19 protein-coding genes and 1 other annotated feature are annotated in these 21,964 nt (G+C 46.7%); of the genes, 13 read left to right on the forward strand and 6 right to left on the reverse strand.

Annotated elements, in window-relative coordinates:
- Window positions 1–74: 74 nt before the first annotated feature.
- The 3 genes from CR205_RS00770 to murC all read left to right on the forward strand — a co-directional run bounded on the left by CR205_RS00770 (window position 75) and on the right by murC (window position 3,532).
- Complete coding sequence (locus tag CR205_RS00770; RefSeq protein ID WP_110515972.1) at window positions 75–1,199, forward strand: nicotinate phosphoribosyltransferase; 1,125 nt, start codon at window positions 75–77, stop codon at window positions 1,197–1,199.
- Between the two features lie 34 nt (window positions 1,200–1,233).
- Window positions 1,234–1,968: a hypothetical protein gene (locus tag CR205_RS00775; RefSeq protein WP_110515974.1), complete on the forward strand. Its 735-nt coding sequence runs from the start codon at window positions 1,234–1,236 to the stop codon at window positions 1,966–1,968.
- Between the two features lie 262 nt (window positions 1,969–2,230).
- Complete coding sequence (murC, locus tag CR205_RS00780) at window positions 2,231–3,532, forward strand: UDP-N-acetylmuramate--L-alanine ligase (RefSeq protein ID WP_110515976.1); 1,302 nt, start codon at window positions 2,231–2,233, stop codon at window positions 3,530–3,532.
- A gap of 84 nt (window positions 3,533–3,616) precedes the next feature.
- On the opposite strand, the gene CR205_RS00785 is transcribed toward murC, so the two are convergent.
- Window positions 3,617–4,732 carry an aminopeptidase gene (locus tag CR205_RS00785; protein WP_110515978.1) on the reverse strand — a complete coding sequence of 372 codons (1,116 nt, stop codon included), beginning with the start codon at window positions 4,730–4,732 and terminating at the stop codon, window positions 3,617–3,619.
- 192 nt (window positions 4,733–4,924) lie between these two features.
- Here CR205_RS00785 and CR205_RS00790 point away from each other — a divergent pair, with 192 nt between their 5' ends.
- The 9 genes from CR205_RS00790 (at window position 4,925) to CR205_RS00830 (ending at window position 12,534) form a co-directional block, all read left to right on the forward strand.
- On the forward strand, window positions 4,925–5,383 hold the full coding sequence (locus tag CR205_RS00790) for a DUF948 domain-containing protein (RefSeq protein WP_110515980.1): 459 nt from the start codon (window positions 4,925–4,927) through the stop codon (window positions 5,381–5,383).
- Window positions 5,384–5,401: 18 nt separating this feature from the next.
- Entirely contained in the window at window positions 5,402–5,857 is a 456-nt protein-coding gene (locus CR205_RS00795) for a YtxH domain-containing protein (protein WP_110515982.1), read from the forward strand.
- A 171-nt stretch (window positions 5,858–6,028) separates the two neighbouring features.
- Window positions 6,029–6,361, forward strand: coding sequence for a bacillithiol system redox-active protein YtxJ (gene ytxJ, locus CR205_RS00800; RefSeq protein ID WP_201745330.1), 333 nt, complete (start codon window positions 6,029–6,031; stop codon window positions 6,359–6,361).
- A 649-nt stretch (window positions 6,362–7,010) separates the two neighbouring features.
- Window positions 7,011–8,117, forward strand: coding sequence for a bifunctional 3-deoxy-7-phosphoheptulonate synthase/chorismate mutase (locus CR205_RS00805; RefSeq protein WP_110515984.1), 1,107 nt, complete (start codon window positions 7,011–7,013; stop codon window positions 8,115–8,117).
- A gap of 150 nt (window positions 8,118–8,267) precedes the next feature.
- On the forward strand, window positions 8,268–8,834 hold the full coding sequence (locus CR205_RS00810) for a hypothetical protein (protein ID WP_110515986.1): 567 nt from the start codon (window positions 8,268–8,270) through the stop codon (window positions 8,832–8,834).
- A 192-nt stretch (window positions 8,835–9,026) separates the two neighbouring features.
- Entirely contained in the window at window positions 9,027–10,034 is a 1,008-nt protein-coding gene (gene ccpA, locus CR205_RS00815; RefSeq protein ID WP_110515988.1) for a catabolite control protein A, read from the forward strand.
- A gap of 108 nt (window positions 10,035–10,142) precedes the next feature.
- Window positions 10,143–10,964, forward strand: a complete 822-nt coding sequence (gene motP / locus CR205_RS00820) for a flagellar motor protein MotP (RefSeq protein WP_110515990.1) — start codon at window positions 10,143–10,145, stop codon at window positions 10,962–10,964.
- The gene (gene motS / locus CR205_RS00825; RefSeq protein WP_110515992.1) at window positions 10,951–11,715 is read left to right on the forward strand and encodes a flagellar motor protein MotS; all 765 of its coding nucleotides are present in this window, start codon (window positions 10,951–10,953) and stop codon (window positions 11,713–11,715) included. The genes motP and motS overlap by 14 nt, the downstream gene beginning before the upstream one ends.
- A 126-nt stretch (window positions 11,716–11,841) precedes the next feature.
- Window positions 11,842–12,534 carry a 5'-methylthioadenosine/adenosylhomocysteine nucleosidase gene (locus CR205_RS00830; RefSeq protein ID WP_110515994.1) on the forward strand — a complete coding sequence of 231 codons (693 nt, stop codon included), beginning with the start codon at window positions 11,842–11,844 and terminating at the stop codon, window positions 12,532–12,534.
- 142 nt (window positions 12,535–12,676) lie between these two features.
- Here the strand turns inward: CR205_RS00830 and CR205_RS00835 are convergent, their stop codons facing one another.
- From CR205_RS00835 to CR205_RS00850, 4 genes are all read right to left on the reverse strand, one after another.
- Window positions 12,677–13,855, reverse strand: coding sequence for an acetoin utilization protein AcuC (locus CR205_RS00835; RefSeq protein ID WP_110515996.1), 1,179 nt, complete (start codon window positions 13,853–13,855; stop codon window positions 12,677–12,679).
- Window positions 13,852–14,496: an acetoin utilization AcuB family protein gene (locus CR205_RS00840; protein ID WP_110515998.1), complete on the reverse strand. Its 645-nt coding sequence runs from the start codon at window positions 14,494–14,496 to the stop codon at window positions 13,852–13,854. The genes CR205_RS00835 and CR205_RS00840 overlap by 4 nt, the downstream gene beginning before the upstream one ends.
- Window positions 14,497–14,535: 39 nt before the next feature.
- The gene (locus CR205_RS00845; protein ID WP_110516000.1) at window positions 14,536–15,168 is read right to left on the reverse strand and encodes a GNAT family N-acetyltransferase; all 633 of its coding nucleotides are present in this window, start codon (window positions 15,166–15,168) and stop codon (window positions 14,536–14,538) included.
- A gap of 260 nt (window positions 15,169–15,428) precedes the next feature.
- Window positions 15,429–18,662 (reverse strand): transglycosylase domain-containing protein, encoded by a 3,234-nt coding sequence (locus CR205_RS00850; RefSeq protein ID WP_110516002.1) that lies wholly within the window; start codon window positions 18,660–18,662, stop codon window positions 15,429–15,431.
- A gap of 222 nt (window positions 18,663–18,884) precedes the next feature.
- Window positions 18,885–19,088, forward strand: a binding site (T-box leader).
- Between the two features lie 118 nt (window positions 19,089–19,206).
- Between CR205_RS00850 and tyrS the strand changes: the two genes are divergently transcribed.
- Window positions 19,207–20,481, forward strand: a complete 1,275-nt coding sequence (tyrS, locus tag CR205_RS00855; protein ID WP_110516004.1) for a tyrosine--tRNA ligase — start codon at window positions 19,207–19,209, stop codon at window positions 20,479–20,481.
- A 243-nt stretch (window positions 20,482–20,724) separates the two neighbouring features.
- On the opposite strand, the gene CR205_RS00860 is transcribed toward tyrS, so the two are convergent.
- Window positions 20,725–21,963 carry a Zn-dependent hydrolase gene (locus CR205_RS00860; RefSeq protein WP_110516006.1) on the reverse strand — a complete coding sequence of 413 codons (1,239 nt, stop codon included), beginning with the start codon at window positions 21,961–21,963 and terminating at the stop codon, window positions 20,725–20,727.
- Window position 21,964: the final 1 nt, after the last annotated feature.

Here is a 21,964-nt window from a genome sequence, read left to right on the forward strand (position 1 = left end):
ATGCATCTGCACCGGTTCGCCGGAGGACGGCCCGGTGCAGCCACTCTCTTTTTTTCGGAAAGAGGAGCCTTTACATGAGTGAAAAGGAAATTTATCAGAAATTACAGGGCCGAATTAAAAGGCTTACGAACAAAACATTTAAATTTGACGAGCGGATCGGGGACGGCTGGTTCTCTGCCGTGTATTTCCTGAAAACCCGTGAGATTGCTGAAAAGTATAAGCCTGATAATGAAATTCTCATGCAGTTTTTCCAGAAGAAAAACGCAGTCCTTTGCGGGACGGATGAAGTCCTTGCGCTGCTGAAAACTTTTGCGAAGAACCCGGGGGAACTGGAAGTTCATTCTCTTGAAGACGGGGATCGTATCGAACCGTTTGAAACAGTCATGACAATCAAGGGACCTTATCAGCATTTCGGCTACCTTGAAGGGGTGATTGACGGGATTCTGGCCAGAAGAACCTCTGTAGCAACGAATGTGTATGAAGTCGTAAAAGCAGCCCAGTCAGGCGGAATCGACAAGCCTGTTATCTTCATGGGGGACAGAGATGACCATTATACACAGCAGTCGGGGGACGGTTATTCCGCATACATAGGCGGTTCAAAAGCCCAGGCAACCCACGCAATGAACGAGTGGTGGGGCAAAAAAGGGATGGGCACGATGCCGCATGCCATGATCCAGCTTTTCAAAGGGGACATCGTCGAGGCGTGCAGAGCCTATCACGAAACGTTTCCTGAAGATGACCTGATGGCCCTGGTAGATTACAATAACGATGTGATTACGGACTCCCTGCGTGCAGCCAGAGAATTTGGTGACACACTTAAAGGTGTGAGGGTTGATACGTCCAACACGCTGGTGGACAAGTATTTTACCCGTAACCCGGATCTTCTTGGCACATTTGACCCCCGCGGTGTAAATCCGAAACTTCTTTTCGGTCTGCGGGAAGCGCTGGACCGGGAAGGGTATAACCACGTGAAGATTGTCGCATCAGGCGGGTTTGATGCAGAGCGGATTTCCCGTTACGAGGAAATCAAAGCGCCTGTTGATATCTACGGAGTCGGGAGCAGCCTTCTCAAACTCAATGTTCCGTTTACAGGCGACAATGTGCTGCTTAACGGGGAGCATGAGGCCAAGCTTGGACGAAAGTACAGGTCGAATTCTCGAATGGAACGAATTGATCTTAATGAAAACAGTGTGAACTAAACGGAATGAATGACGGAACAGGGGGCTGCAGGAGATGATGCAGCCTTTTCCTGTTACTCCGAACCGCTTTGAAAGGATGGTTACGGTGACAAAAAAGAAAACCTCCTTTATTATTGATTTTCAGAAATTGAGAAATGAAAAACAGGCAAAAGCGGAAGACTCGCTGACAGAAGTGTATGATCTCTTTTTTACATTCATCGAACGTCAGGCAAACCTTCGTGAAAAGGTTAGAGCGAAGCGCTTGTTTTCCCATAAAGTGAATTACCCCGAAAATCAGGTGTTTGACCGGTGGATACAGCTGCAGTTCGAACACTGGTTTGCTTTTGATTACGTGACTGTCATCGGGTCGCGAATGTTTGACCTTTTTGTGAGGGAGCACAGGCATCAATTGAGTGCCCCTATGCTTGACCTCTGCGGTCACCTGATGCTCATGTCACTCGAACCTGCAGAAGTGACCGGTAAAGGATCCGGGGGCAATGTAAAAGTAAAAAGGCTTGTAAACAATGAGATGATGGAAGTTACCTCTTTTTTATCAGATTTGAGGGGAGAAGAGGGTGATCTCGTGTTTATGAGATTTGTTCCCGTTGGATTTAAGACCTTTGCGGCAGGTCCCGCTTTTACTGTGGCCAGAGAGGAAAAAAAGCAGGTAACCGCTCAGCTTGAGGGTCTCCTGACAGAGAAACGGAAGGATTCCCCCGCCGCTGTAACCCGTTACATGAAAGAATACGGCATCGATTATCTGCGTTATGCTGAACGCAGGAATGGATGAGGAGATGGATTTGCTTAAAAGTTTTTAATTCCAAGTTTCGTCGCCGTTGAAACTGGAAAAAGGTTAACAGGTATATTTTATGTGAAATATATGGAACTTTCGGTGCATGAAAGTGGAGCGATGGTTGCAGAACCTGTAATTTGCTATAATGTACAGGTATGTTTTCAGGGCGATTCCCGAAACAGGCAGTCAGACATATACTGTAACGACTTGTTCCTGAATTCGGGCGCCATTATGTGATTACTCAATTTGGAGGTCCAATATGACAATGTTTCATTTTATCGGTATAAAAGGCTCCGGGATGAGTGCCCTGGCACAGATTCTCAGTGATATGAATTATAATGTGCAGGGATCGGATGTAGACAAAGTATTCTTTACGCAAAAGCCTCTTGAGGACAAGGGAATTCCCCTGCTTCCTTTCAGTAAGGAAAATATCCGTGAAGGCCAGACGATTATCGCGTCCGCCGCTTACGGAGAGGATCATGAAGAGGTGGAGGCAGCTGCCGCTAAAGGAATGGAGGTACGTCCCTACCCGACGTTTCTCGGCGAGTTTATTCAGGAGTTTACGAGCATTGCCATCACTGGTTCACACGGAAAAACATCTACAACGGGTCTGATGTCGCACGTGCTGCAGCATGCAAAGCCTACGTCCTATCTGATTGGTGACGGTACAGGTAAAGGGGAAGAGAACAGCGAGTACTTTGTGTTTGAAGCTTGTGAATACCGCAGACATTTCCTTCACTACCATCCCGATTATGCGATCATGACGAATGTGGATTTTGATCATCCTGATTACTTTAAGAATGCTGAAGATGTGTTTGCAGCTTTTCAGGATATGGCCAAACAGGTGAAGAAAGCGATCATTGCCTGTGGTGATGATGAGTATCTCCAGCAGATTAATGCGCCTGCCCCAGTTGTATATTACGGACTTGGCGAAGATAATGACTTTCAGGCCAAGAATTTAAGAACGGATGCTGATGGAACTCATTTTGATGTGTTTGTCCGCAATACTGCATGCGGTTCTTTCACCATACCGGGCTACGGGAATCACAATGTTCTGAATGCCCTTAGCGTGATCGCTCTCTGCGAGTATGAAAATATTAATCTTTCCGTCGTTCAGGAGCATTTGAAAACGTTCGGTGGCGTAAAGAGGCGCTTTAGTGAAAAAACGTTCGGGAGCCAGGTTCTGATCGATGATTATGCTCACCATCCGACTGAAATTGCCGTCACAATCGAGTCGGCAAAGCAGAAGTATCCAAACCGGGAAGTGGTGGCTCTTTTTCAGCCTCACACCTTCACACGTACAAAGACTTTCCTGGATGAGTTTGCGGAAAGTCTCAAAGAAGCGGATCAGGTGTACCTGTGTGATATATTCGGCTCGGCAAGGGAAAAAGAGCAGAGCCTTACAATTCAGGATCTTCAGGAACGAATTCCGGGATCAATCGTGGTGGACGAAGAGTCAGTAAGTCAGCTTCACCGTCACGCCCAGGGAGTCCTTCTGTTTATGGGAGCAGGAGACGTTCAGAAGTTTCAGGACGCCTACGAAAAAGCTTCTGCCAACTAAAGGTCATATTCAGGGAACAAAAAAGGCTGGAGCAGCTCAGGCGCTCCAGCTTTATTGTATGGATTGAGTCATAAGCACAGATGCTTACTTAAGATTTTCCGGGTTAAGAGGTTTCAGGTCATCTGTTACAAAACGGCCGTTTTCACGGACAAGTTCGCCGTCAAAGTAGATGTTTCCGCCGCCATACTCCGGGCGCTGGATGCAGACGATATCCCAGTGAATCGCCGAATCGTTGCCGTTATAGGCATCCTCGTATGCCTGTCCTGGTGTAAAATGGAAGCTCCCGTCGATTTTCTCATCAAATAGAATATCCTGCATCGGATGCTGAATAAAAGGATTAACGCCGATGGCAAACTCGCCAATATAGCGGGCGCCTTCATCTGTGTCGAAGATTTCATTGATTTTTTTCGTGTCATTGGCTTCAGCATGCACGATTTTACCGTTCTCAAAAGTAAGTTCAATGTTCTCATAAGTGAAGCCCTGATAAGGAGATGCGGTATTATAACAAATCGTCCCGTTAACTGAGTCCCGGACCGGGGAGGCATACACTTCGCCGTCAGGAATATTCAGCTTGCCGGCACATTTTACGGCAGGGATATCCTTAATCGAAAAAGTAAGATCAGTTCCTTCGCCTGTAATGCGGACTTCGTCTGTTTTGTTCATGCGGCTGACGAGTGCATCCATTGCTTCACTCATTTTACTGTAATTCAGGTTACAGACGTCAAAATAGAAGTTCTCAAACGCCTCGGTACTCATTTTGGCAAGCTGGGCCATTGAAGCGCTCGGGTAACGGAGAACAACCCACTTCGTTTTCGGCACGCGGATATGGCGGTGAACTTTTGTACCGACTGTCTGAGAATGCAGGCTCATTTTTTCAGCAGGCACATCGGACAGTTCATTAATATTATCGCCTGCTCTCAGGCCGATGTAGGCGTCCATCTTTTCCATCTGATAGGCTTCGATGTCGGCAATCATGTTCTGCTGGTCGTTTGAAGCACCGTTTAATAGGGTACGGTTAATTTCATGATCCTTTAGTAAAACCTGGGGATTCCCTCCGGCTGCAAAAGCTTCTTCTACAAGGGCTTTCACGAGTTCTTTCTGAATACCGAAATTTTCAATAAGAATATTTTCGCCTTTTTGCAGATTTACGGAGTAATTAATCAGGTTTTTGGCTAATGTTTGAATACGGGGATCTCTCATACGGTGGTTCCTCCTTGTATTCAGGTCAAAATGCATATAAAAGAAATGACCTGTGTGTATGTACGTATTTATTTTACCTGTCAGGAACCTGCCCGTCCAATTCAGATGTTCATTTTAGTGGAGGAAATGCGAAGGAAAATGTAGAATAATGTATACAGAACCGGATCAGAAGATGCTGGAGGTGCTTTTATTATGGAGTGGTTATTATACGTAAGTGCAGCGATTGCTGCAGTGGCTTTCGCTGTGCTGGTGATTTATGTGATTGGTACTTTGAAAGCAGTAAGCAAAACCCTTGACCGCGTGTCAACGACGGTTGAAGGAATGGAGAAGCAGATTGATGGGATTTCCCAGGAGTCGACTGTGCTTTTACATAAGACCAATCTGATTGCAGATGACATTCAGAGAAAATCAGATTCATTAAACGGGGTGTTTGATTCTGCAAAAGAACTTGGTGATTCCCTCAAGTCGGTAAACACGTCTGTAAAACGGATGTCGGCTGCGATCAACCAGAAAGCTGATGAAAATTCCGAGCAGGTTGCGCAAACAGTAAAATGGGCTAATGTTGCCATGGGTGTCTGGGAAAAATGGAGAATGAAACGGGAAAAAGAAGCCCGTGCCCAGGCTCAGGCTGAACAGCAAACCACTAAATAGTGAGGAGAGGAAAATACGATGAGTGAGCAAAACGAACCAAACAACATCAATGCAAAAGATTTTCTGATTGGATCACTTCTTGGAGGGATTCTAGGAGCTTCCACAGCACTGCTTCTCGCACCGAAATCGGGGAGAGAGCTCCGGGAAGACCTGAATGAAGGGGCAAAAATGGCAAAAGAAAAAACAACGGAGTTTGCAAGCACGGCAAAAGAAAGCACCTCAAATTTTGCACAGAGCGTGTCTGAACAGTCCAATTCCCTTGTGGACCGGGTAAAAGAGCTTTCCCGCTCAGTACGCAAGGATGTTGAAGAACTGACTGACTCTGCCGAGAGTCTGACAAACGATCTTGAAAACGCAGGCGAGGAAATTGCCGCCAGTGTAAAAAAAGAAGTTGAAGAACTTCAGCGCTCCGTTGAGCAGCTTGTAAAGGAAGTAGAAGAAAAAGAGCGCGAAAAACGCGGGGACAGTGAATAAAAGCCTTCCCCTGCATTAAATAAAATAAGTATACCTTTTAGTGAGTAAACCTCTAGAATGCGCAGCAGACGCCGGCAGCGAAACTCCTGGGGCATTGGAGGCTCGCCGGCAACTGCCGCGAAAAGCAAGCGTAAAGTTATTTCAGTAAAGATACAAGAAGGAGCGGCTTTCATGAGTATGAAAAAAATCAATTCTGTAGAAGAGTGGGATGATCTTGTTTCGACGCAATCCCGCTTTCTTTTTTTAAAAAACAGTACCACATGTCCGATCAGCACCCAGGCATTTAACGACACGGAGGCTTTTGCAGGTGAAAATACAGATGTACCTGTATATTACCTTAACGTGCAGGAATCCCGATCGCTCTCAAGTGAAGTTGCAGAGCGGTTCAACATCAAACATGAATCACCACAGGTACTCCTTGTTGAAGAAGGCAAAGTGAAATGGCATAATTCCCACTGGAACGTAACGAAAGACAACCTTTCGGCAGCATGGGAAGAAAAATAACTGTTGCCGGCGAAAACACCCTGCTCTAATGACAGGGTGTTTTTTTGGCTGGCGCTTTTCGCCTAAATTGCCGCTATTCAAAAAGTAGGCTCTGTTAAAGCTTGATGTTGTTTTTTAGAGAAAGTTGATTGGAGCGAACGCCCGACACTCCTGTGGGAAAAGCACCGACGGAAGACCCCGCAGGGACGAGCGGTTACTTCGTGAGACCGCTTCGAGTTGCTTCGACGCAGACGCTTCGAAGCAATTCTTGCAGAGGAAGAAGCAGGGTTACTGCTTTGCCTGCTGTAGTGGTGCCCGCGGAAAGGGAGGGCAGTGAGCGGAAATCAACAATAGACTTTAACAGAGCCAAAAGATAAGGACAGGAACGCGCCTGCCCGCAGTGTAATAAAGCAGCATTATTTACGAAAAACGCATTTTAATTTTCCGGATTAAATAACCGAATCACTGGCAAGTACAACTGCGCATATGCTAACATAATAAAAAAAATTGAGGGAGAAAAAAAGAGCATGACAGGCTTAATCCACTTTAGTGCTTAAAAGCGTCTAAGTTATAAAGAAAAAATGGGTGACATGATGCACATGATCGTTTATAATAGTCCCTAATCGCCAAGAATATGGTCAACATGATTAAAGGAGAGGAGTTATCACCTATGGGTAACGAACAGTTAGAAGAGTTGAGAAGAGAATTAGACGAGGTAAATCTGCAGTTAGTAGAACTGCTCAATGAGAGAGCAAGACTCGCCAAGGAAATCGGGCAGGTCAAGAAAGCCCAGGGACTTAATCGTTTTGATCCTGTTCGGGAACGAAAAATGCTTGATATGATTACCGAAGTAAACAAGGGGCCGTTTGAAACGTCTACCCTTCAGCATATTTTTAAACAGGTTTTTAAAGCCAGTCTCGAACTTCAGGAAGATGACCACCGTAAGGCACTGCTGGTATCACGTAAGCGCCAGGCTGACGATACGGTTGTGGAAATTAACGGCGAGCGTGTTGGTGACGGACAGCAGCGTCTGATTGCCGGACCGTGTTCGGTTGAAAGCTATGAACAGGTCGATGCCGTAGCAGCAGCTCTGAAGAAACAGGGGGTGAAATTCCTCCGAGGCGGTGCGTTCAAACCCCGGACCTCCCCTTATGATTTCCAGGGACTTGGAGAGGAAGGCCTGAAAATTCTCCGTAAAGCAGCAGACAAGCATGGTCTTGCTGTGATCAGCGAAATTGTAAACCCCGGCGACATTCCGATGGCAGTCAACTATGTAGACGTGATACAGATTGGAGCAAGGAACATGCAGAACTTTGAACTTCTTAAAGCAGCCGGTTCTGTTGATACACCAGTCCTCTTAAAACGCGGCCTGAGTGCTACAATTGAGGAATTCATGAATGCAGCAGAATACATTTTGTCCAAAGGCAATAAAAACGTAATGCTTTGCGAGCGTGGAATCCGCACTTACGAAAAAGCAACCCGAAATACACTGGATATTTCGGCTGTGCCGATTCTGAAGCAGGAAACACATCTGCCGGTCTTTGTAGATGTGACACATTCAACAGGCCGGAGAGATCTTCTTCTGCCAACGGCAAAAGCAGCATTTGCTATTGGAGCGGATGGTGTTATGGCTGAAGTCCATCCGGATCCGGCAGTGGCCCTGTCCGATTCTGCTCAGCAGATGGACATCGACCAATTTGATGAATTTATCAGCAAGTTGAAAGAGTCAGGTCTTTACAAGCCGCAGGCAAACTCTGCTGCAACAGTAGAGGGATAAAAAAAACTGCACCGGCAGAAGAATGCCGGTGCGTTTTTTTGGTTTCGAAAAAAGTCTGAAGGTACCCTGGATACTTGTGTGGTCACAGTTCTCTGTATATAGAATCCATAAAAATGCCACCCTAAAGAAAACAGATCAGGGTGTGAGAGTATGTACCGACGATTATCAGCACTGGCTTCAGTGATCGTGATTGCCGTCATCGTTCAGGGATGCGGTTCACCAGGAGAAGGCGGGGATTTTATAGGGGCCGGACAGTATCCGATTTATGCGGATCAGACAATTGAGCAGGCGGGGACGAACGAGCTTCCGACCCTTGTGGCAGAAGCAGAGGCAGCAATTGAAAAACCGATGAAAGCATTAAAAAGGAATGAAGAAGGGTATACCGTATTTAAAGACTTCAGCCGGAAAGAAGAACTAACTGCTTATCTTGAGAGGTACATGACAGAAGATATGGCCCAAAAAACAACCTTACGGATGACCGATGAAGAGCGAAGCAGCAAAGGAAATCTTCTTGCTGCAAAGCCCGGTGACCTGGGACCTTCCATTCTTCATGCCGATCCGATGAGTATCCGTGTGGTAACTCATTCAGAGCATCAGTCAGTTTTACAAATGGATTTCCATTATGAAGGCCGTTCCGGCATTATGACATATACACTCCTGCACGATGATAACAGTGACACTGTCCGGATAGCCGGAAAAAAGTTCCGAATTGATTAGGCATAATTCGGAAAATCACTGAGCAGAACCTGGATAAATACTTAGGAAATATTCACATTACACTAAAGGTTCAGGGGCGCAATACCGATATAAATAAAGAATTTGCGCCCCTCCTTAAAGTGTCGTATCATAACATTACGTTATGAAAACATGAAAGCCATAATTTGGTAAATGATGTAAGGAGGACTATAAATGAATATTACAATTTACGATGTAGCGAGGGAAGCCGGGGTATCAATGGCTACCGTATCACGGGTAGTTAACGGAAATCCCAACGTAAAACCGACTACAAGAAAGCGCGTCCTTGAAGCGATTGAACGTCTCGGCTACCGGCCAAACGCTGTAGCCAGAGGGCTTGCCAGCAAAAAAACAACGACTGTAGGGGTCATCATTCCTGATATCTCAAGTATCTTTTTTGCTGAACTGGCCCGCGGAATTGAAGATATTGCAACGATGTACAAGTACAACATTATTCTCTGTAACTCGGATCAGAACAAAGAAAAGGAAATCCATCTGATCAACACCCTTCTCGAAAAACAGGTTGACGGCCTTATTTTCATGGGCGGGGAAATTACGGAGGAGCATGTACAGCAGTTTAAGCAGTCACCGGTACCGGTTGTACTGTCAGCCACGATCGATGAAGAAAAAGCGCTTCCAAGTGTGAATATCGATTATGAGAATGCTGTGTACGATGCAGTTAAATCATTTATTGATGAAGGTCATACGAAGATCGCCATGCTTTCCGGTACACTTGAGGACCCAATCAATGGCTACCAGAAGTATGCCGGCTATAAAAGGGCCCTTGAGGAAGCGGGCATGAAAGTTAATGAAGATTACGTCGTGATCGGTGATTATACGTACGATTCAGGTCTTGAGGCAATGGACAGGCTTACATCTCTAAAGGACAAGCCTACAGCGATTTTTGCCTCAACGGATGAAATGGCTCTCGGAGTTATTCATGGCGCACAGGATAAAGGCTATACGGTTCCGGATGATTTCGAAGTTATCGGTTTCGATAATACCCGTCTGGCATCAATGGTTCGTCCGACCCTTACATCAGTGGTTCAGCCGATGTATGATATCGGGGCGGTTTCCATGCGCCTTCTCACGAAGTATATGAACAAAGAAGAAGTCAGTGATGACGTAGTTCTTCTTCCGCATAGAATTGAGCACCGCAATTCTACAAAAACTTCCGAGTAAACATACCAGGCTTATGCGGTCATCCAGAGACAGTCAGGTCGTCTGGATGATCTTCAGGCCGAATCGTTCACTATTGTAAACAAAGCAGGCAAAGCTGGGGGGAAAGGGATGAAAAAGCTTGATTTATTGACACCGGTTGGTATCTTTATTGGAATGACGATGATTTTTCTGGCCGTCTTCGCCAATGCCGGTGCAGGAAACTTTCACTTTTTCATGCAGTGGACCTCTATTGTCATTGTTCTTGGCGGTCTCTCTGCAGCCATCTTTGTAAACTTTACATCAAAGGATCTGAAGCTTCTGCCGACAGTGTTTAAAGAAACGTTTCATTCGAACCAGTATGATCTTCATGAGCTTGTAGAGATTTTTAAAAATCTCTCTACGAAAGCCCGCAGGGAAGGTCTGCTTTCCCTGGAAAGAGATGTGGAGGAAATCGGAGATCCTTTTATTGAAAAAGGCGTGCTGCTTGCAATTGACGGTCATGAAGAAAAAACAATTAAAGAGATTATGATGGCAGAGGTTATTGCGATGGAAGACCGCCATCAGAAAAGCCGCTCAATTATTGAAAAAGCTGGTGAATATGCACCTGCCTGGGGGATGATCGGTACGCTGGTCGGCCTCGTACTTATGCTTCAGAGCCTGAATGATCCGGCTACACTGGGACCTAATATGGCGATTGCCCTCCTTACAACCCTTTACGGAACGCTATTAGCCAACCTTGTTTTCATACCGATGTCAAATAAACTGGCAGGAAATACGGAGGAAGAAGTCTTCGTCAAACAGATTATTATTGAAGGCGTTATTGGTGTCCAGTCCGGCCAGAATCCGAAAATAATCGAAGAAAAACTCGGCGCCTTCGTACCGGCCCGGAAAAAGAAAAATGATGCTGAGGAAACAGCTGAAGAAAGGGAAGCAGTATATGATCAGGCGTAGAAAGCAGGTCAGTGACAAAGGGGCACCGAAATGGATGGTGACCTTTTCCGACCTGATGACACTGATCCTTGTCTTCTTTATTCTCCTGTTTTCAATGAGTATTGTAGATACTCAGAAATTCCAGGCTCTTGCTGAATCCTTTCAGGACAGAGCAGTCTTTGATGGTTTTCCTTCCCTGATTCCGTCAGAGCATCCTGCAGAAGATCATGAAGTGAACACTGATTTCCGTGAGATGGAAAGAATACCTCTTGAAGATGCCCTGGTTTCGGGAAGTGACGAAGTAGAGGAAGAAGAACTTGATGAACTGCTCAGAGAAGTCAATCAGTACTTAGAAGATCATAATCTCAGCGAGGAAATATCAGCCACGAGAGATGAACAGGGAGTCGTTCTTGTTCTGCAGGAACAGATGCTTTTTGACTCAGGGGAAGCGGAAATTCTCTCTGCAGGCAAGCCTTTTCTTGATAAGATTGGCACCCTGCTTGGTGAAATTCGAAACATCGTTAAAGTAGAAGGGCACACAGACAGTCTCCCTATAAGTACAGAGCGCTTCCCGTCGAATTGGGAACTCTCAGGCGCGAGGGCTTCCAGTGTGATCCGCTATCTGGTGGAAGAGGCTGTTCTGAGCCAGGAAAGATTTATAGCGATAGGCCACGGGGAAACCCAGCCGTTAGTCCCGAACACCTCAGAAGAAAACCTCAGGCAAAACCGGCGGGTGGTAATTGTCATTTCCGATCCGGCCTACGATGAATAAACAGCGACTCGATCATTTCCGGGGAAATTCCAGCCCCAGTCTTTCTTTTCGACATTTACAGGTGCAGGTGCCCCGATATAAAATAGAGAGCGGTGGATACAAGTAAAATACTGCGGGGGTGGAACGATGAAAACAGCCATTATCGGCGCTATGGAGGAAGAAATAAGTTACTTTCTTGCTTCTGGGGAATCGTTCGAAGAAGTAAAAAAAGCACATCTGACGCTATACAAAGGCAATCTGCACGGGCAGGATGTTATTATAACCCGGTGCGGAGTCGGAAAAGTAAATGCAGCGGTGACCACCCAGATTCTGATTGATTATTGCGGGGCAGATCGTATTGTTTTTACCGGTGTCGCTGGAGCCTTGCACAAGGAACTTGAAGTAGGAGACATCGTCGTTTCGACTGCCTGCCAGCAGCACGATCTGGACGCCAGCCCTCTTGGGTTTAAAAAAGGTGAAGTCCCCATGTTCGATGGTCCTTCCGTTTTTCCTGCTGATGAGACGCTGATCAAATCCGCTTATACGGCTGCTGAAACAGTCGGCGGTGTCCAAGTCATGAAGGGAATTGTCCTGAGCGGTGATCAGTTTGTCGCCGATCGGGACCTCGTAAATGAATTGTCTGATACTTTTAATGGCGTCTGTGTGGAGATGGAAGGGGCAGCAGTCGCACATGCAGCCATGGTAAATCGTATCCCTTATGTCGTCATAAGGTCTATTTCCGATAAGGCAAACGGGGAGGCCGCGGAAAGCTTTACTTCCTTTGTGAATAAAGCAGCGAAGCGGTCGGCAGCCATTGTGGAGCGAATGCTGAAAAAATAGATAAATTTAGACGAAGAAGCTTCGAAGTGTATCCTGCAGAGGAAGAAACAGGTAAAAGTATAACAGATGAGATTGCACCAAAAAACGCGGAATCCAAATGGATCCGCGTTTTTTAAAAGCTGTTTTCGGAAAGGTTTGGGATTTAAATAGGAACCTGTTTGTGCCGGCGGTAAATAGGCTCGAGACATTTTTGTACGGTACGGTCATTTTTCTTTTCAATTTCCGGTTTTCGCGGAATTTCCGGATAGATATCCCGGTCATCAAACCATCTCTTAGGCAGGTTGTGATCTGTATGGGGAGACCACGTTCTCAGCCAGGAAGAGGGGATGAGGTCGTCTGTAATCTGCTCTGCCTGATTGGTCATCTCCAGCCAGATGAGAGACCATGCTCTCGGGACGACACGCCATATATCGTACCCTCCTCCGCCGACAGCCAGCCATTTTCCGTCACAGTGTTTATGAGCGAGACGATGGGCAATTTTAGGGATTTCATGATAGATTTTCATCGTTGAGCATAAATGTGTGAGCGGATCGTAATAGTGAGAGTCTGCGCCGTTCTGGGTAATGATCACATCAGGTTTAAAATAGCCGGCAACCTCTTCAACTGTTTTTTCGTAAGCTTTCAGCCACGAATCATCTTCAGTAAATGCCTCAAGCGGAACGTTAAAGGAATAGCCGTACCCTTCGCCCTGTCCTCTCTCATTGACGTTACCAGTGCCGGGAAACAGATAACGTCCGGTCTCGTGCAGGGAGAGAGTACATACATCAGGATCATCATAAAAGGCCCATTGAACACCGTCCCCGTGATGGGCGTCAGTATCAATATACAGAACCCGAACCCCGTACTTTCTCCGCATATATTCAATAGCGATGGAACTGTCATTGTATATACAGAAACCCGACGCTTTTCCGCGGAATCCATGGTGAAGACCACCGCCAAGGTTAAGCGCATGCTTATAGCCTTTTTCAAAAATTGCTTCCACAGCTGTGAGTGTACCGCCGGTCAGCCAGGCAGCTGCTTCGTGCATTCCCTGGAAGGCGGGTGTGTCTTCCGTACCAATTCCGTATGTAGCAGCATAGGAAGCCCGTCCTTTTCCTCTGCTTGCATCTTTTACTGCCTCTACATACTCCCGGTTGTGAATGAGAAGCAGTTCGTCATCACTGGCCATACGAGGCACCATCATTTCCTCTTCCGTTACTGCACCGAGGGTAAGAAGAAGATCGTTCGTAATTTTCAGTCTTTCCTGATTAAACGGATGATGTTCATTAAACTTGTAGCTCAGCTGCTCAGGAGAATAGATAAAGGCTGCGTCACGTTTCATACAGACATCCCCGGACTCAGTTCCGGCCAGAGGACTGAAAAATCATTGTCTTCCATTTTTTCAACAAGCTTCCGTGTGTCCATTGTCTGGACGCGGAAAACGAGCGTTTTCTTTTCAGGGTCACTTGCAGGGTATACGAGCACACTCTGAATGTTTACACCTTGGTCACTAATCAGGCTTGCCGCTTTAGTGAGCATTCCCGATACGTTTGGCACCTGTACTTCCAGACGGGAAGTAGGAAGATCTGCCCCGGTAAGCCGAACGAGAGTTTTAAGCAGATCCGAGTCGGTAATAATCCCGATCAGCCGGTCATCTCGTTCAATCGGCAGACAGCTGAACTGATTTTCAACCATAACAGTTGCTGCGTCTTCGACAAAATCAGTGGGCAGCGCGGTAATCACATCCCGCTTCATAATAGAGGCCACTTCCTTTTCAGAAAAAACAGCTTCACTAGGGTTGAAAACGGAAGGACTGGCATCTCTTAAATCTCTGTCAGAGACCATTCCGATAATCAGCAAATTGTCATCAGTTACAGGAAGGTGACGGATTTTATGTTCCTCCATTAATGAAAAAGCCTTTGAGAGTTTATCGGATGCCTTTACGGAAATGACATCTGTTTTCATAATCTGTTCTAACATCATATCGCATTCCCCCGCTCTCTATTAATTCAAAAACACTGGTTACAGCATGTATTTATGTTTGAAACGGACCCGGTTAAACTCAAGGACCGAGTCGTGTCCGACACGGCTTCCGATTCTTGCCATCAGGCAGTTCGCAGGGTGGGAGCAAATCTCAGGATCATCAGTAGCATAAGGCTCAAGCCCCCCGGCACTCATCACCTTCTCCATAACATCCCGGTACTGCCAGATTGACAGACCGGTGCCGCGCAGGTCCCAGTGCCAATAATACTCGGTAGTAAGAATAATATAATCTTCCATGGCATCATCTTTCATGGCAACTTTAAGGATACTGCCGGCAAGACTGTAGCCTCTGTAATCGGCTGAAATTTCGATAGCGCCAAGCTCAAGAAGATTGTCCAGTTCCGCCTCGGACCACCGCTCCATAGGATCTGGATAAAGAAATGTCGCGTAGCCGACGATCTTATCACCATCACGGGCAATAATGAGCCTGCTTTCAGGAAAATCAATGACTTTCAACAGAGCTTCTTTCTGCTTGTCCGGCGGCCTGAAAGCGACCAGACCGTCGTCCATTTTAAAGCTTTCAAGCGCTTCTTTTTTTATGGGGCCTTCTACGAGGATGCTTTTGTCACCCTTATTGATTTCCAGGGAATGATACGTTTTTTTATGTTTCACGATCTCCCGCCCTCCACTAAAAAGTCAGTACTATTGTAAAGTTTACGTTCAATGTCCTACTATTTCCATTCCACAAATACGGAAGAGTTAACCGTATTTACGGAAGCGTTCCCAATTTTACTATATCATACAATTTTAAGTGAGAGTCCTGAAGACGAAAAATTCACAGTATTGTAAAAGCAGAAGAAAAAAAGAAAGGTGTCCGTGTCTGCAGACTGCTGCATACACGGACACCAGGATAACACTAATATGAGAAGAGGTTACTCTTCTTCCTCATCCTCACGGTTTCCGTCATTGGAATCCCCATTACCGTTACCGTCATTACCATTGCCATTATCATCATCGTCATCGCCGTTACCATTGCCGTTACCGTTACCATTGCCATTATCATCATCGTCATCGCCGTTACCATTGCCGTTACCGTTATCATCATCGTCATCGCCGTTACCATTGCCATTATCGTCATCGCCGTTGCCATTGCCGTTACCATTGCCATTATCATCATCGTCATTGCCGTTACCATTATCGTCATCGCCGTTACCATTGCCGTTGCCGTTACCATTATCGTCATCGTCATCGCCGTTACCGTTACCATTACCATTACCATTGTCATTATCGTCATCGCCATTACTGTTACCGTTACCGTTGCCGCTGTCATCGGAATCGCCATCGTCACTGCCGTTTCCGTCATCGCTTCCGCCGTTGTCATTTCCACTGTCAGAAGAATCTTCGCTGTCTCCGTCATCAGGAGAGCCGCCGCCTCCTGCACTGACAGGAGAGCTCTGGCTCGACTCGCGGCCGGCTGCGTCAACAGCAGTTACTCTGTAAAATCCGGCAGCACCGGAGTAGGACAAGGATTCGTTTGCCCGGACACTGCTCACACGGCTGTAGCTGCCATTTTCAGATGAAGATCTGTAAATACGGTAACCTACAATATCATCATCCGGATGGCTATTCCATGTGACGCTGCTTCCGGAAGAAGAGACCCCGGACATTGATCCGGGCGTCCTGCCGTTATCCGGCGCATCCCGGTCCGGTACGAGGGTATCCCAGTCGTCCGGCAGGTATTCGGAAATATCAAGATCATCATCAAGGTCAAAGTACTCTTCGTTTACAGAAACACCGGAACGTGTGAATTCTGAAGGTGTTGAACTGAGCGCTTTGTAGTTGCGTCCATCAATTGTTACATACTGTGTACGTTCCAGGCTGTCGTCTCTCTCTGTCGGTACCATGTCCACGTTAAACAGGTCCGTTGTGACCAGTCCTGCTTCCCGGCAGAGGTCGGAAGGAAGAAGGCCGGAGATCCCGCAGATTTCCTGTCTGACAATGCCGCCCGGCTGCTCAAATGTGGCGGATTCATTAACAAGATCGGGTTCGATTTCATATACTGCGTTCATCAGACGGGCCCACAGCTCCTGGACTCTAGGTGAGTAGCCCATGTCCTCGTATTGGTTTTCTTCATATGGGAGAGACAGGTTTTCACGGTAACCGAACCAGACACCCATCGAAAAGTTCGGGCTGGTTCCGACATACCACGCGTCTCTTGCTGCATTTGAAGTACCGGTTTTCCCTGCAAGGTCTGCGGAAAAGTCGAGTCTGTTAGGCAGGCCGCTTGCTGTACCGCCCGGTTCCATCACATCTCGGAGCATATCAATAACCAGGTAGGACGTCTGTTCTGAAAAGACTTCCGTTTCATCCGTTTCGTGTTCGTAAATCGTTTCACCATCTGATGTTTCAATCCGCTCGATCAGATAGCTGTCTTTATGTTTTCCTTTTCTGGCCAGTGTCGCGTAAGCATTCGTAGTGTTCTCTACACTCACATTATGATAGCCGAGCGGGAAAGTCTGATAGAGATCAATGTCCTCGGTAATCATATTCAAGTCCATAATATATGGTTTCAACTGGTTAAACTCAGTCCGGCTGAATTCCCGGATCGCCGGTGTGTTAAGGGAAGCCTGAAGCGCATGTCTGATCGTGATCAGACCATCAAATCGCTCTTCATCAAAGTTGGTAATCGTGTGTTCTTCATCACCTGCGGTGTAAGAATATGGAGCATCGAGCGTAATGAAGCCCGGCTGCAGCATACCTTCCTCCATCATGGCACCATATGTGAAGGATTTCATCGTGGAACCGATGGACATACTTCCCTGGGAAGCCAGGTTGTAGCTCTGTTCAGGGTTCCGTCCTCCAACGTAGCTGATAATACGGCCAGTTTCATTTTCAATGAGGGTGGCGCCTGTTTCCTGCATAGAGTCATACTCGGAAACTTTGTCGCCATCTTCATCGAGTACATCAACCGTTCTATCCCTGTAAAAATGCTCATACTCCGCTACAATTTCCTGATGAACATCGTAAATTTCCTTGTGCAGTGTAGTATGAATTTCAAGACCGCCGCTTCGGAAAGTACGCTCTGCACGTTCGCGGTATTCATCGCGGGTTGCAGTCCGTTCAACCGGGTCTACAATTTCAGAAATGTTTATTCCATCCTCTTCCAGGTACTGGGCATAGAGAATATCTTCTACACGGCGCTGGACATCGTCACTGATATGTGGATACTGTTCATAACTGTCTTCCGTACGTTCAGTGAAGCTGTCGATCAGATCAAAGTCCAGTGATTCCTGACGTTCCTCTTCGGTAATATAGCCGTGACGCTGCATACGTTCCAGAACAGTACGCATCCGTCTCATGCCCGGATGGTTTTCATCAAAGTTTTCCTTCAGTTCTCCGCTCCCGAGAAACGGTGTGTAGCCGTAAGGGCTCTGGGGGAGTCCTGCTATAAAAGCAGACTGTGGAATGTTAAGTTCTGAGGCTTCAACTCCGAAGAGGCCCTGTGCAGCAGCCTCGGCACCTGCAATCCCGCGGCCGTTGGCATTCCTTCCGAAAGTAACTACGTTCATGTACGCCTCGAGAATCTCATCTTTTTCAAAAAACTGTTCCAGACGCATGGCCAGAAGAATTTCGGCGGCTTTACGGTCAAAGCTCACCTCACTAGAAAGCAGCTGGTTTTTAATAAGCTGCTGCGTGAGCGTACTTCCTCCCGTCTGAACGTTTGAACTGGCAAACTCCTGATATGTAGCACGAAGCAGGGCTTTCGGTACAATACCATCATGTTCATAAAAATATTCATCTTCTGTTGCAATTACAGCATCTATTAAGTGCTGTGAAATATCATCCAGATCCACTGGATGGCGCTCAAGGTCAGCTCTTACCTCACCAAGAGGCACCCCGTCCGCAAAATACATAGTAGATGTCTGTTCATAATCATAGATGCTTTCTTTCAACTCATCATAGGAGCGAATCGGCTCGTCCTTAACAAGAGAAGCAAAGTATCCGGCTCCGGCTGCTCCGGCAAAGGCTACACCCATAACACCAAGCACAGCAAAAATTAAGAATAAGTTCCAGACTACCTGTGATGTGATCCGGAAGCCCTTGAATACCGACTGGGTTTCCCGGCGCCGGAAAAAATCCCGGAATGAAAATTTATTATCTGACATTAGCCAAACCCCCTATTATATCTTTCATATTATACCATAATCCGCTCTTTTTTTAATACAGCAGGAAACAGAAATGCCCGTGAGAGATTTGACACAGACAGACTGGATGTGGTAAAAAATGAGTATCAAAGGCTGTATGTTTTAGACCCATATGGAATATCGGCTGCTCTCTGAAAAGATAGAGCCGCATTCGACTGATAAGCAAAACACAGCCGACTCATAGATAAAGCACTGACGGGAAAGCAGTAGCAGACGACTCCCTGTTACAGAGAGCCGGTGGATGGTGGGAACCGGTACAAAGCCGCACTGTGAATTACATCCCTGAGCTACCGGTGTGCACCGGCGGAAAACGGACCGTTATCCGTGAGTGGAAGATGACTGATCATTTTCAACGAGGGTGGTACCGCGAGTAAACTCGTCCCTTTGGAGGGAGGAGTCTTTTTTGTGCGCAAAATAATCAAATTATGTACATCAGGAACCATACCCGTCACACCAGGACATTAATCCCAATTTTTTTACTAATTCTATTAAAGAGGTGTAAAGAATGACATTAATTGAAGATCTCAAATTCCGCGGCCTGCTCAATCAGGCAACAGACGAAGACGGACTGACCGACCTGCTTGATAAAGAAAAGATTGCCCTTTACTGCGGATTTGATCCGACAGGTGACAGCCTCCATATCGGTCACTTGATTACAGTAATTACGCTTCGCCGTTTCCAGCTTGCCGGGCACCGACCTCTTCCTCTGGTAGGCGGGGCGACAGGGCTGATTGGAGATCCGAGCGGGAAACAAGCTGAACGAACGCTTAATGAACAGAGTGTCGTGGAAGGCTACAGCCAAAAAATCAGAAGCCAGCTCGAGCGATTTCTGGATTTTGACGGGGAGAACGGGGCGAAGCTGAAAAACAATTACGACTGGATCAGCGAAATGTCAGTGATTGATTTTCTCCGGGATGTAGGGAAAAACTTCGGTCTGAATTATATGCTGGCAAAAGATTCTGTTGAATCACGCATTCAGTCCGGCATCTCTTTTACAGAGTTCAGCTACATGATCCTTCAATCCTATGACTTCTACCATCTGTATAAGGAAGAAAACTGCAAGCTTCAGATTGGAGGCAGCGATCAGTGGGGTAACATTACGGCCGGCCTCGAGTTTATCCGCAAAATGTACGGACAGGAAGAAGACGAAAAGGCAAAAGCATTCGGTTTCACCATTCCTCTTGTAACAAAAGCAGACGGATCGAAGTTTGGTAAAACAGAAGGAGGGGCCGTCTGGCTTGATCCGGAAAAAACGTCGCCGTATGAATTTTACCAGTTTCTTCTCAATACCGAAGACAGTGATGTAATTAAGTTTCTCAAGTACTTTACATTCGTTTCCCGCGAGGACATTTCCGCTCTGGAAAAAGAAGTTGAAGAACGTCCGCACGAACGTGCTGCACAGAAACGTCTCGCAGAAGAACTCACTGCCTTTGTTCATGACCAGGACGCTGTCCGTCAGGCACAGAACATTTCTGCAGCTCTCTTCGGGGGCGGGGATCTGAAAAGCCTGTCCGCAGATGAAATCAGACAAGGTTTCAAGGATGTGCCATCCTTTACAAGCGAGGAAGGGAAAGGGCTCATTGATCTTCTCGTGGAAGGAGGCGTGTCACCATCGAAACGACAGGCCCGTGAAGATATTAAGAACGGTGCGGTTTACATCAATGGCGACCGCTGTCAGCAAATGGACAAGACGATGGGGCCGGAAGACCGCATTGATGGTCAGTTTACAATCATCCGCCGTGGAAAAAAGAAAAACTTCCTCGTTCATTACGAAGGGTAAAGAGAAATAGCCGGTTCCCTATGGTAAAGGAGCCGGCTTCTTTTTCTAATTGGCTGTTAATTAATTGCTAATTTCCGCTCATTGCGCTCCCTTTCCGCGGGCGGTCCGGGAGTCTCCTCGGGATAACCCGCCCTGCGGGGTCTCCCCTGAACGCGCTCTTCCCGCAGGAGTGTCGCGCATCGCTTCAATCAGCTTTAAGTCAAATCAGCATTGAGCTTTAACACATCCTTCTAATTAAAGCGTTTACTTCTGACGCTCTCGTGAATGAAGGGAGAGTGTCACAAGTTCTGCTGTCAGGTTCATACAGGATTCGATGTCCTCCCACCTGGATTCCTCTGCTTCATTATGACTTTTACCGTTCAGGCTCGGAACAAAGACCATGACAGTCTCGGCGATTCGGTTCATGTACATGGCGTCATGTCCAGCACCGCTGTACATTCTTACTGCTGGAATGGATTCTTTGAGGCATATTTCTTCCAGCTGCTCCGTGAGGTCGGAGGAGAATACCACGGGCGGCATGTAGGATAGATCCTCAATACAATTTGTTAACCTGGTTTCCAGAGACGTTTCTATGACAATCTGCTTCATTTCCTCAACTCTGCGTTGGAGGATGTTCGGATCAGGGTGCCTGATGTCCACTGAAAAAACGGCTTTACCGGGTATAACGTTTACCACGTCTGGTTCGGTTTTTATTTTTCCAAACGTAATCATTGTCTCATCCCCTGCAGAGCTGACCCATTCATGAAGACGGTACATCGCTTTCACAGCCCCCACACCTGCATCCTTCCTGAATGCCATAGGGGAAGGTCCTGCGTGGTCCGCATCTCCTTCAAATGTCACCTGATGCCAGGAGAGCCCCTGAATACCCTCTACGATACCTGCACTGGCGCCCTGTTCAATAAGTGCAGGGCCCTGTTCAATGTGAAGTTCAAAGAATTTATCTGCTTTGGTGATTCTGTTTTCACGTTTTCCGCTGTATCCAATTCGGTCCAGTTCATCTTTTATTGTTTTGCCGGTTACATCCCGAAGCATGTGCATATCCTTCGTTGTGTATTTATTCGCGAGTACGCCGCTTGAAATCATCGGCTTAGGGAACCTTGCACCTTCTTCATTAGTAAAGTTAACGACAATAACAGACTGGGTATGTTCCTGATTTTCATCTATCAGATTTTCAATAATTTCAAGCCCGGTTAAGACGCCGAGCGTACCGTCAAACCTGCCTCCATATGGAACGGTATCCAGATGGGAACCGAGGACAAGAGGGGGGAGGGAAGGATCGGTACCCTTTTTGATGCCGTAAATATTCCCAAGATCATCAATGTTCACTTCCAGTTCCCGCTCTTTCAACCATTCCACAAACAGATTTCTTGCTTCCCGGTCTTCATCTGATAGGGCAAGACGATGAACACCTCCATTGGCCGTTCCTCCAATCGAGGCTAGTTTGTTAAACTTCTGTTTTACCCGTTCAATATTTACTCTCATA

It is taken from the genome of Alteribacter lacisalsi (assembly GCF_003226345.1).
In the GTDB taxonomy this organism is placed as follows: domain Bacteria; phylum Bacillota; class Bacilli; order Bacillales; family Salisediminibacteriaceae; genus Alteribacter; species Alteribacter lacisalsi.

Bases quoted from the DNA above. Each gene is read 5' to 3' on its own strand.
- CR205_RS00770 (WP_110515972.1), top strand. From the start codon at position 75: ATGAGTGAAAAGGAAATTTATCAGAAATTACAGGGCCGAATTAAAAGG.
- CR205_RS00775 (WP_110515974.1), top strand. From the start codon at position 1,234: ATGATGCAGCCTTTTCCTGTTACTCCGAACCGCTTTGAAAGGATGGTT.
- murC (WP_110515976.1), top strand. From the start codon at position 2,231: ATGACAATGTTTCATTTTATCGGTATAAAAGGCTCCGGGATGAGTGCC.
- CR205_RS00785 (WP_110515978.1), bottom strand. From the start codon at position 4,732: ATGAGAGATCCCCGTATTCAAACATTAGCCAAAAACCTGATTAATTAC.
- CR205_RS00790 (WP_110515980.1), top strand. From the start codon at position 4,925: ATGGAGTGGTTATTATACGTAAGTGCAGCGATTGCTGCAGTGGCTTTC.
- CR205_RS00795 (WP_110515982.1), top strand. From the start codon at position 5,402: ATGAGTGAGCAAAACGAACCAAACAACATCAATGCAAAAGATTTTCTG.
- ytxJ (WP_201745330.1), top strand. From the start codon at position 6,029: ATGAGTATGAAAAAAATCAATTCTGTAGAAGAGTGGGATGATCTTGTT.
- CR205_RS00805 (WP_110515984.1), top strand. From the start codon at position 7,011: ATGGGTAACGAACAGTTAGAAGAGTTGAGAAGAGAATTAGACGAGGTA.
- CR205_RS00810 (WP_110515986.1), top strand. From the start codon at position 8,268: ATGTACCGACGATTATCAGCACTGGCTTCAGTGATCGTGATTGCCGTC.
- ccpA (WP_110515988.1), top strand. From the start codon at position 9,027: ATGAATATTACAATTTACGATGTAGCGAGGGAAGCCGGGGTATCAATG.
- motP (WP_110515990.1), top strand. From the start codon at position 10,143: ATGAAAAAGCTTGATTTATTGACACCGGTTGGTATCTTTATTGGAATG.
- motS (WP_110515992.1), top strand. From the start codon at position 10,951: ATGATCAGGCGTAGAAAGCAGGTCAGTGACAAAGGGGCACCGAAATGG.
- CR205_RS00830 (WP_110515994.1), top strand. From the start codon at position 11,842: ATGAAAACAGCCATTATCGGCGCTATGGAGGAAGAAATAAGTTACTTT.
- CR205_RS00835 (WP_110515996.1), bottom strand. From the start codon at position 13,855: ATGAAACGTGACGCAGCCTTTATCTATTCTCCTGAGCAGCTGAGCTAC.
- CR205_RS00840 (WP_110515998.1), bottom strand. From the start codon at position 14,496: ATGATGTTAGAACAGATTATGAAAACAGATGTCATTTCCGTAAAGGCA.
- CR205_RS00850 (WP_110516002.1), bottom strand. From the start codon at position 18,662: ATGTCAGATAATAAATTTTCATTCCGGGATTTTTTCCGGCGCCGGGAA.
- tyrS (WP_110516004.1), top strand. From the start codon at position 19,207: ATGACATTAATTGAAGATCTCAAATTCCGCGGCCTGCTCAATCAGGCA.
- CR205_RS00860 (WP_110516006.1), bottom strand. From the start codon at position 21,963: ATGAGAGTAAATATTGAACGGGTAAAACAGAAGTTTAACAAACTAGCC.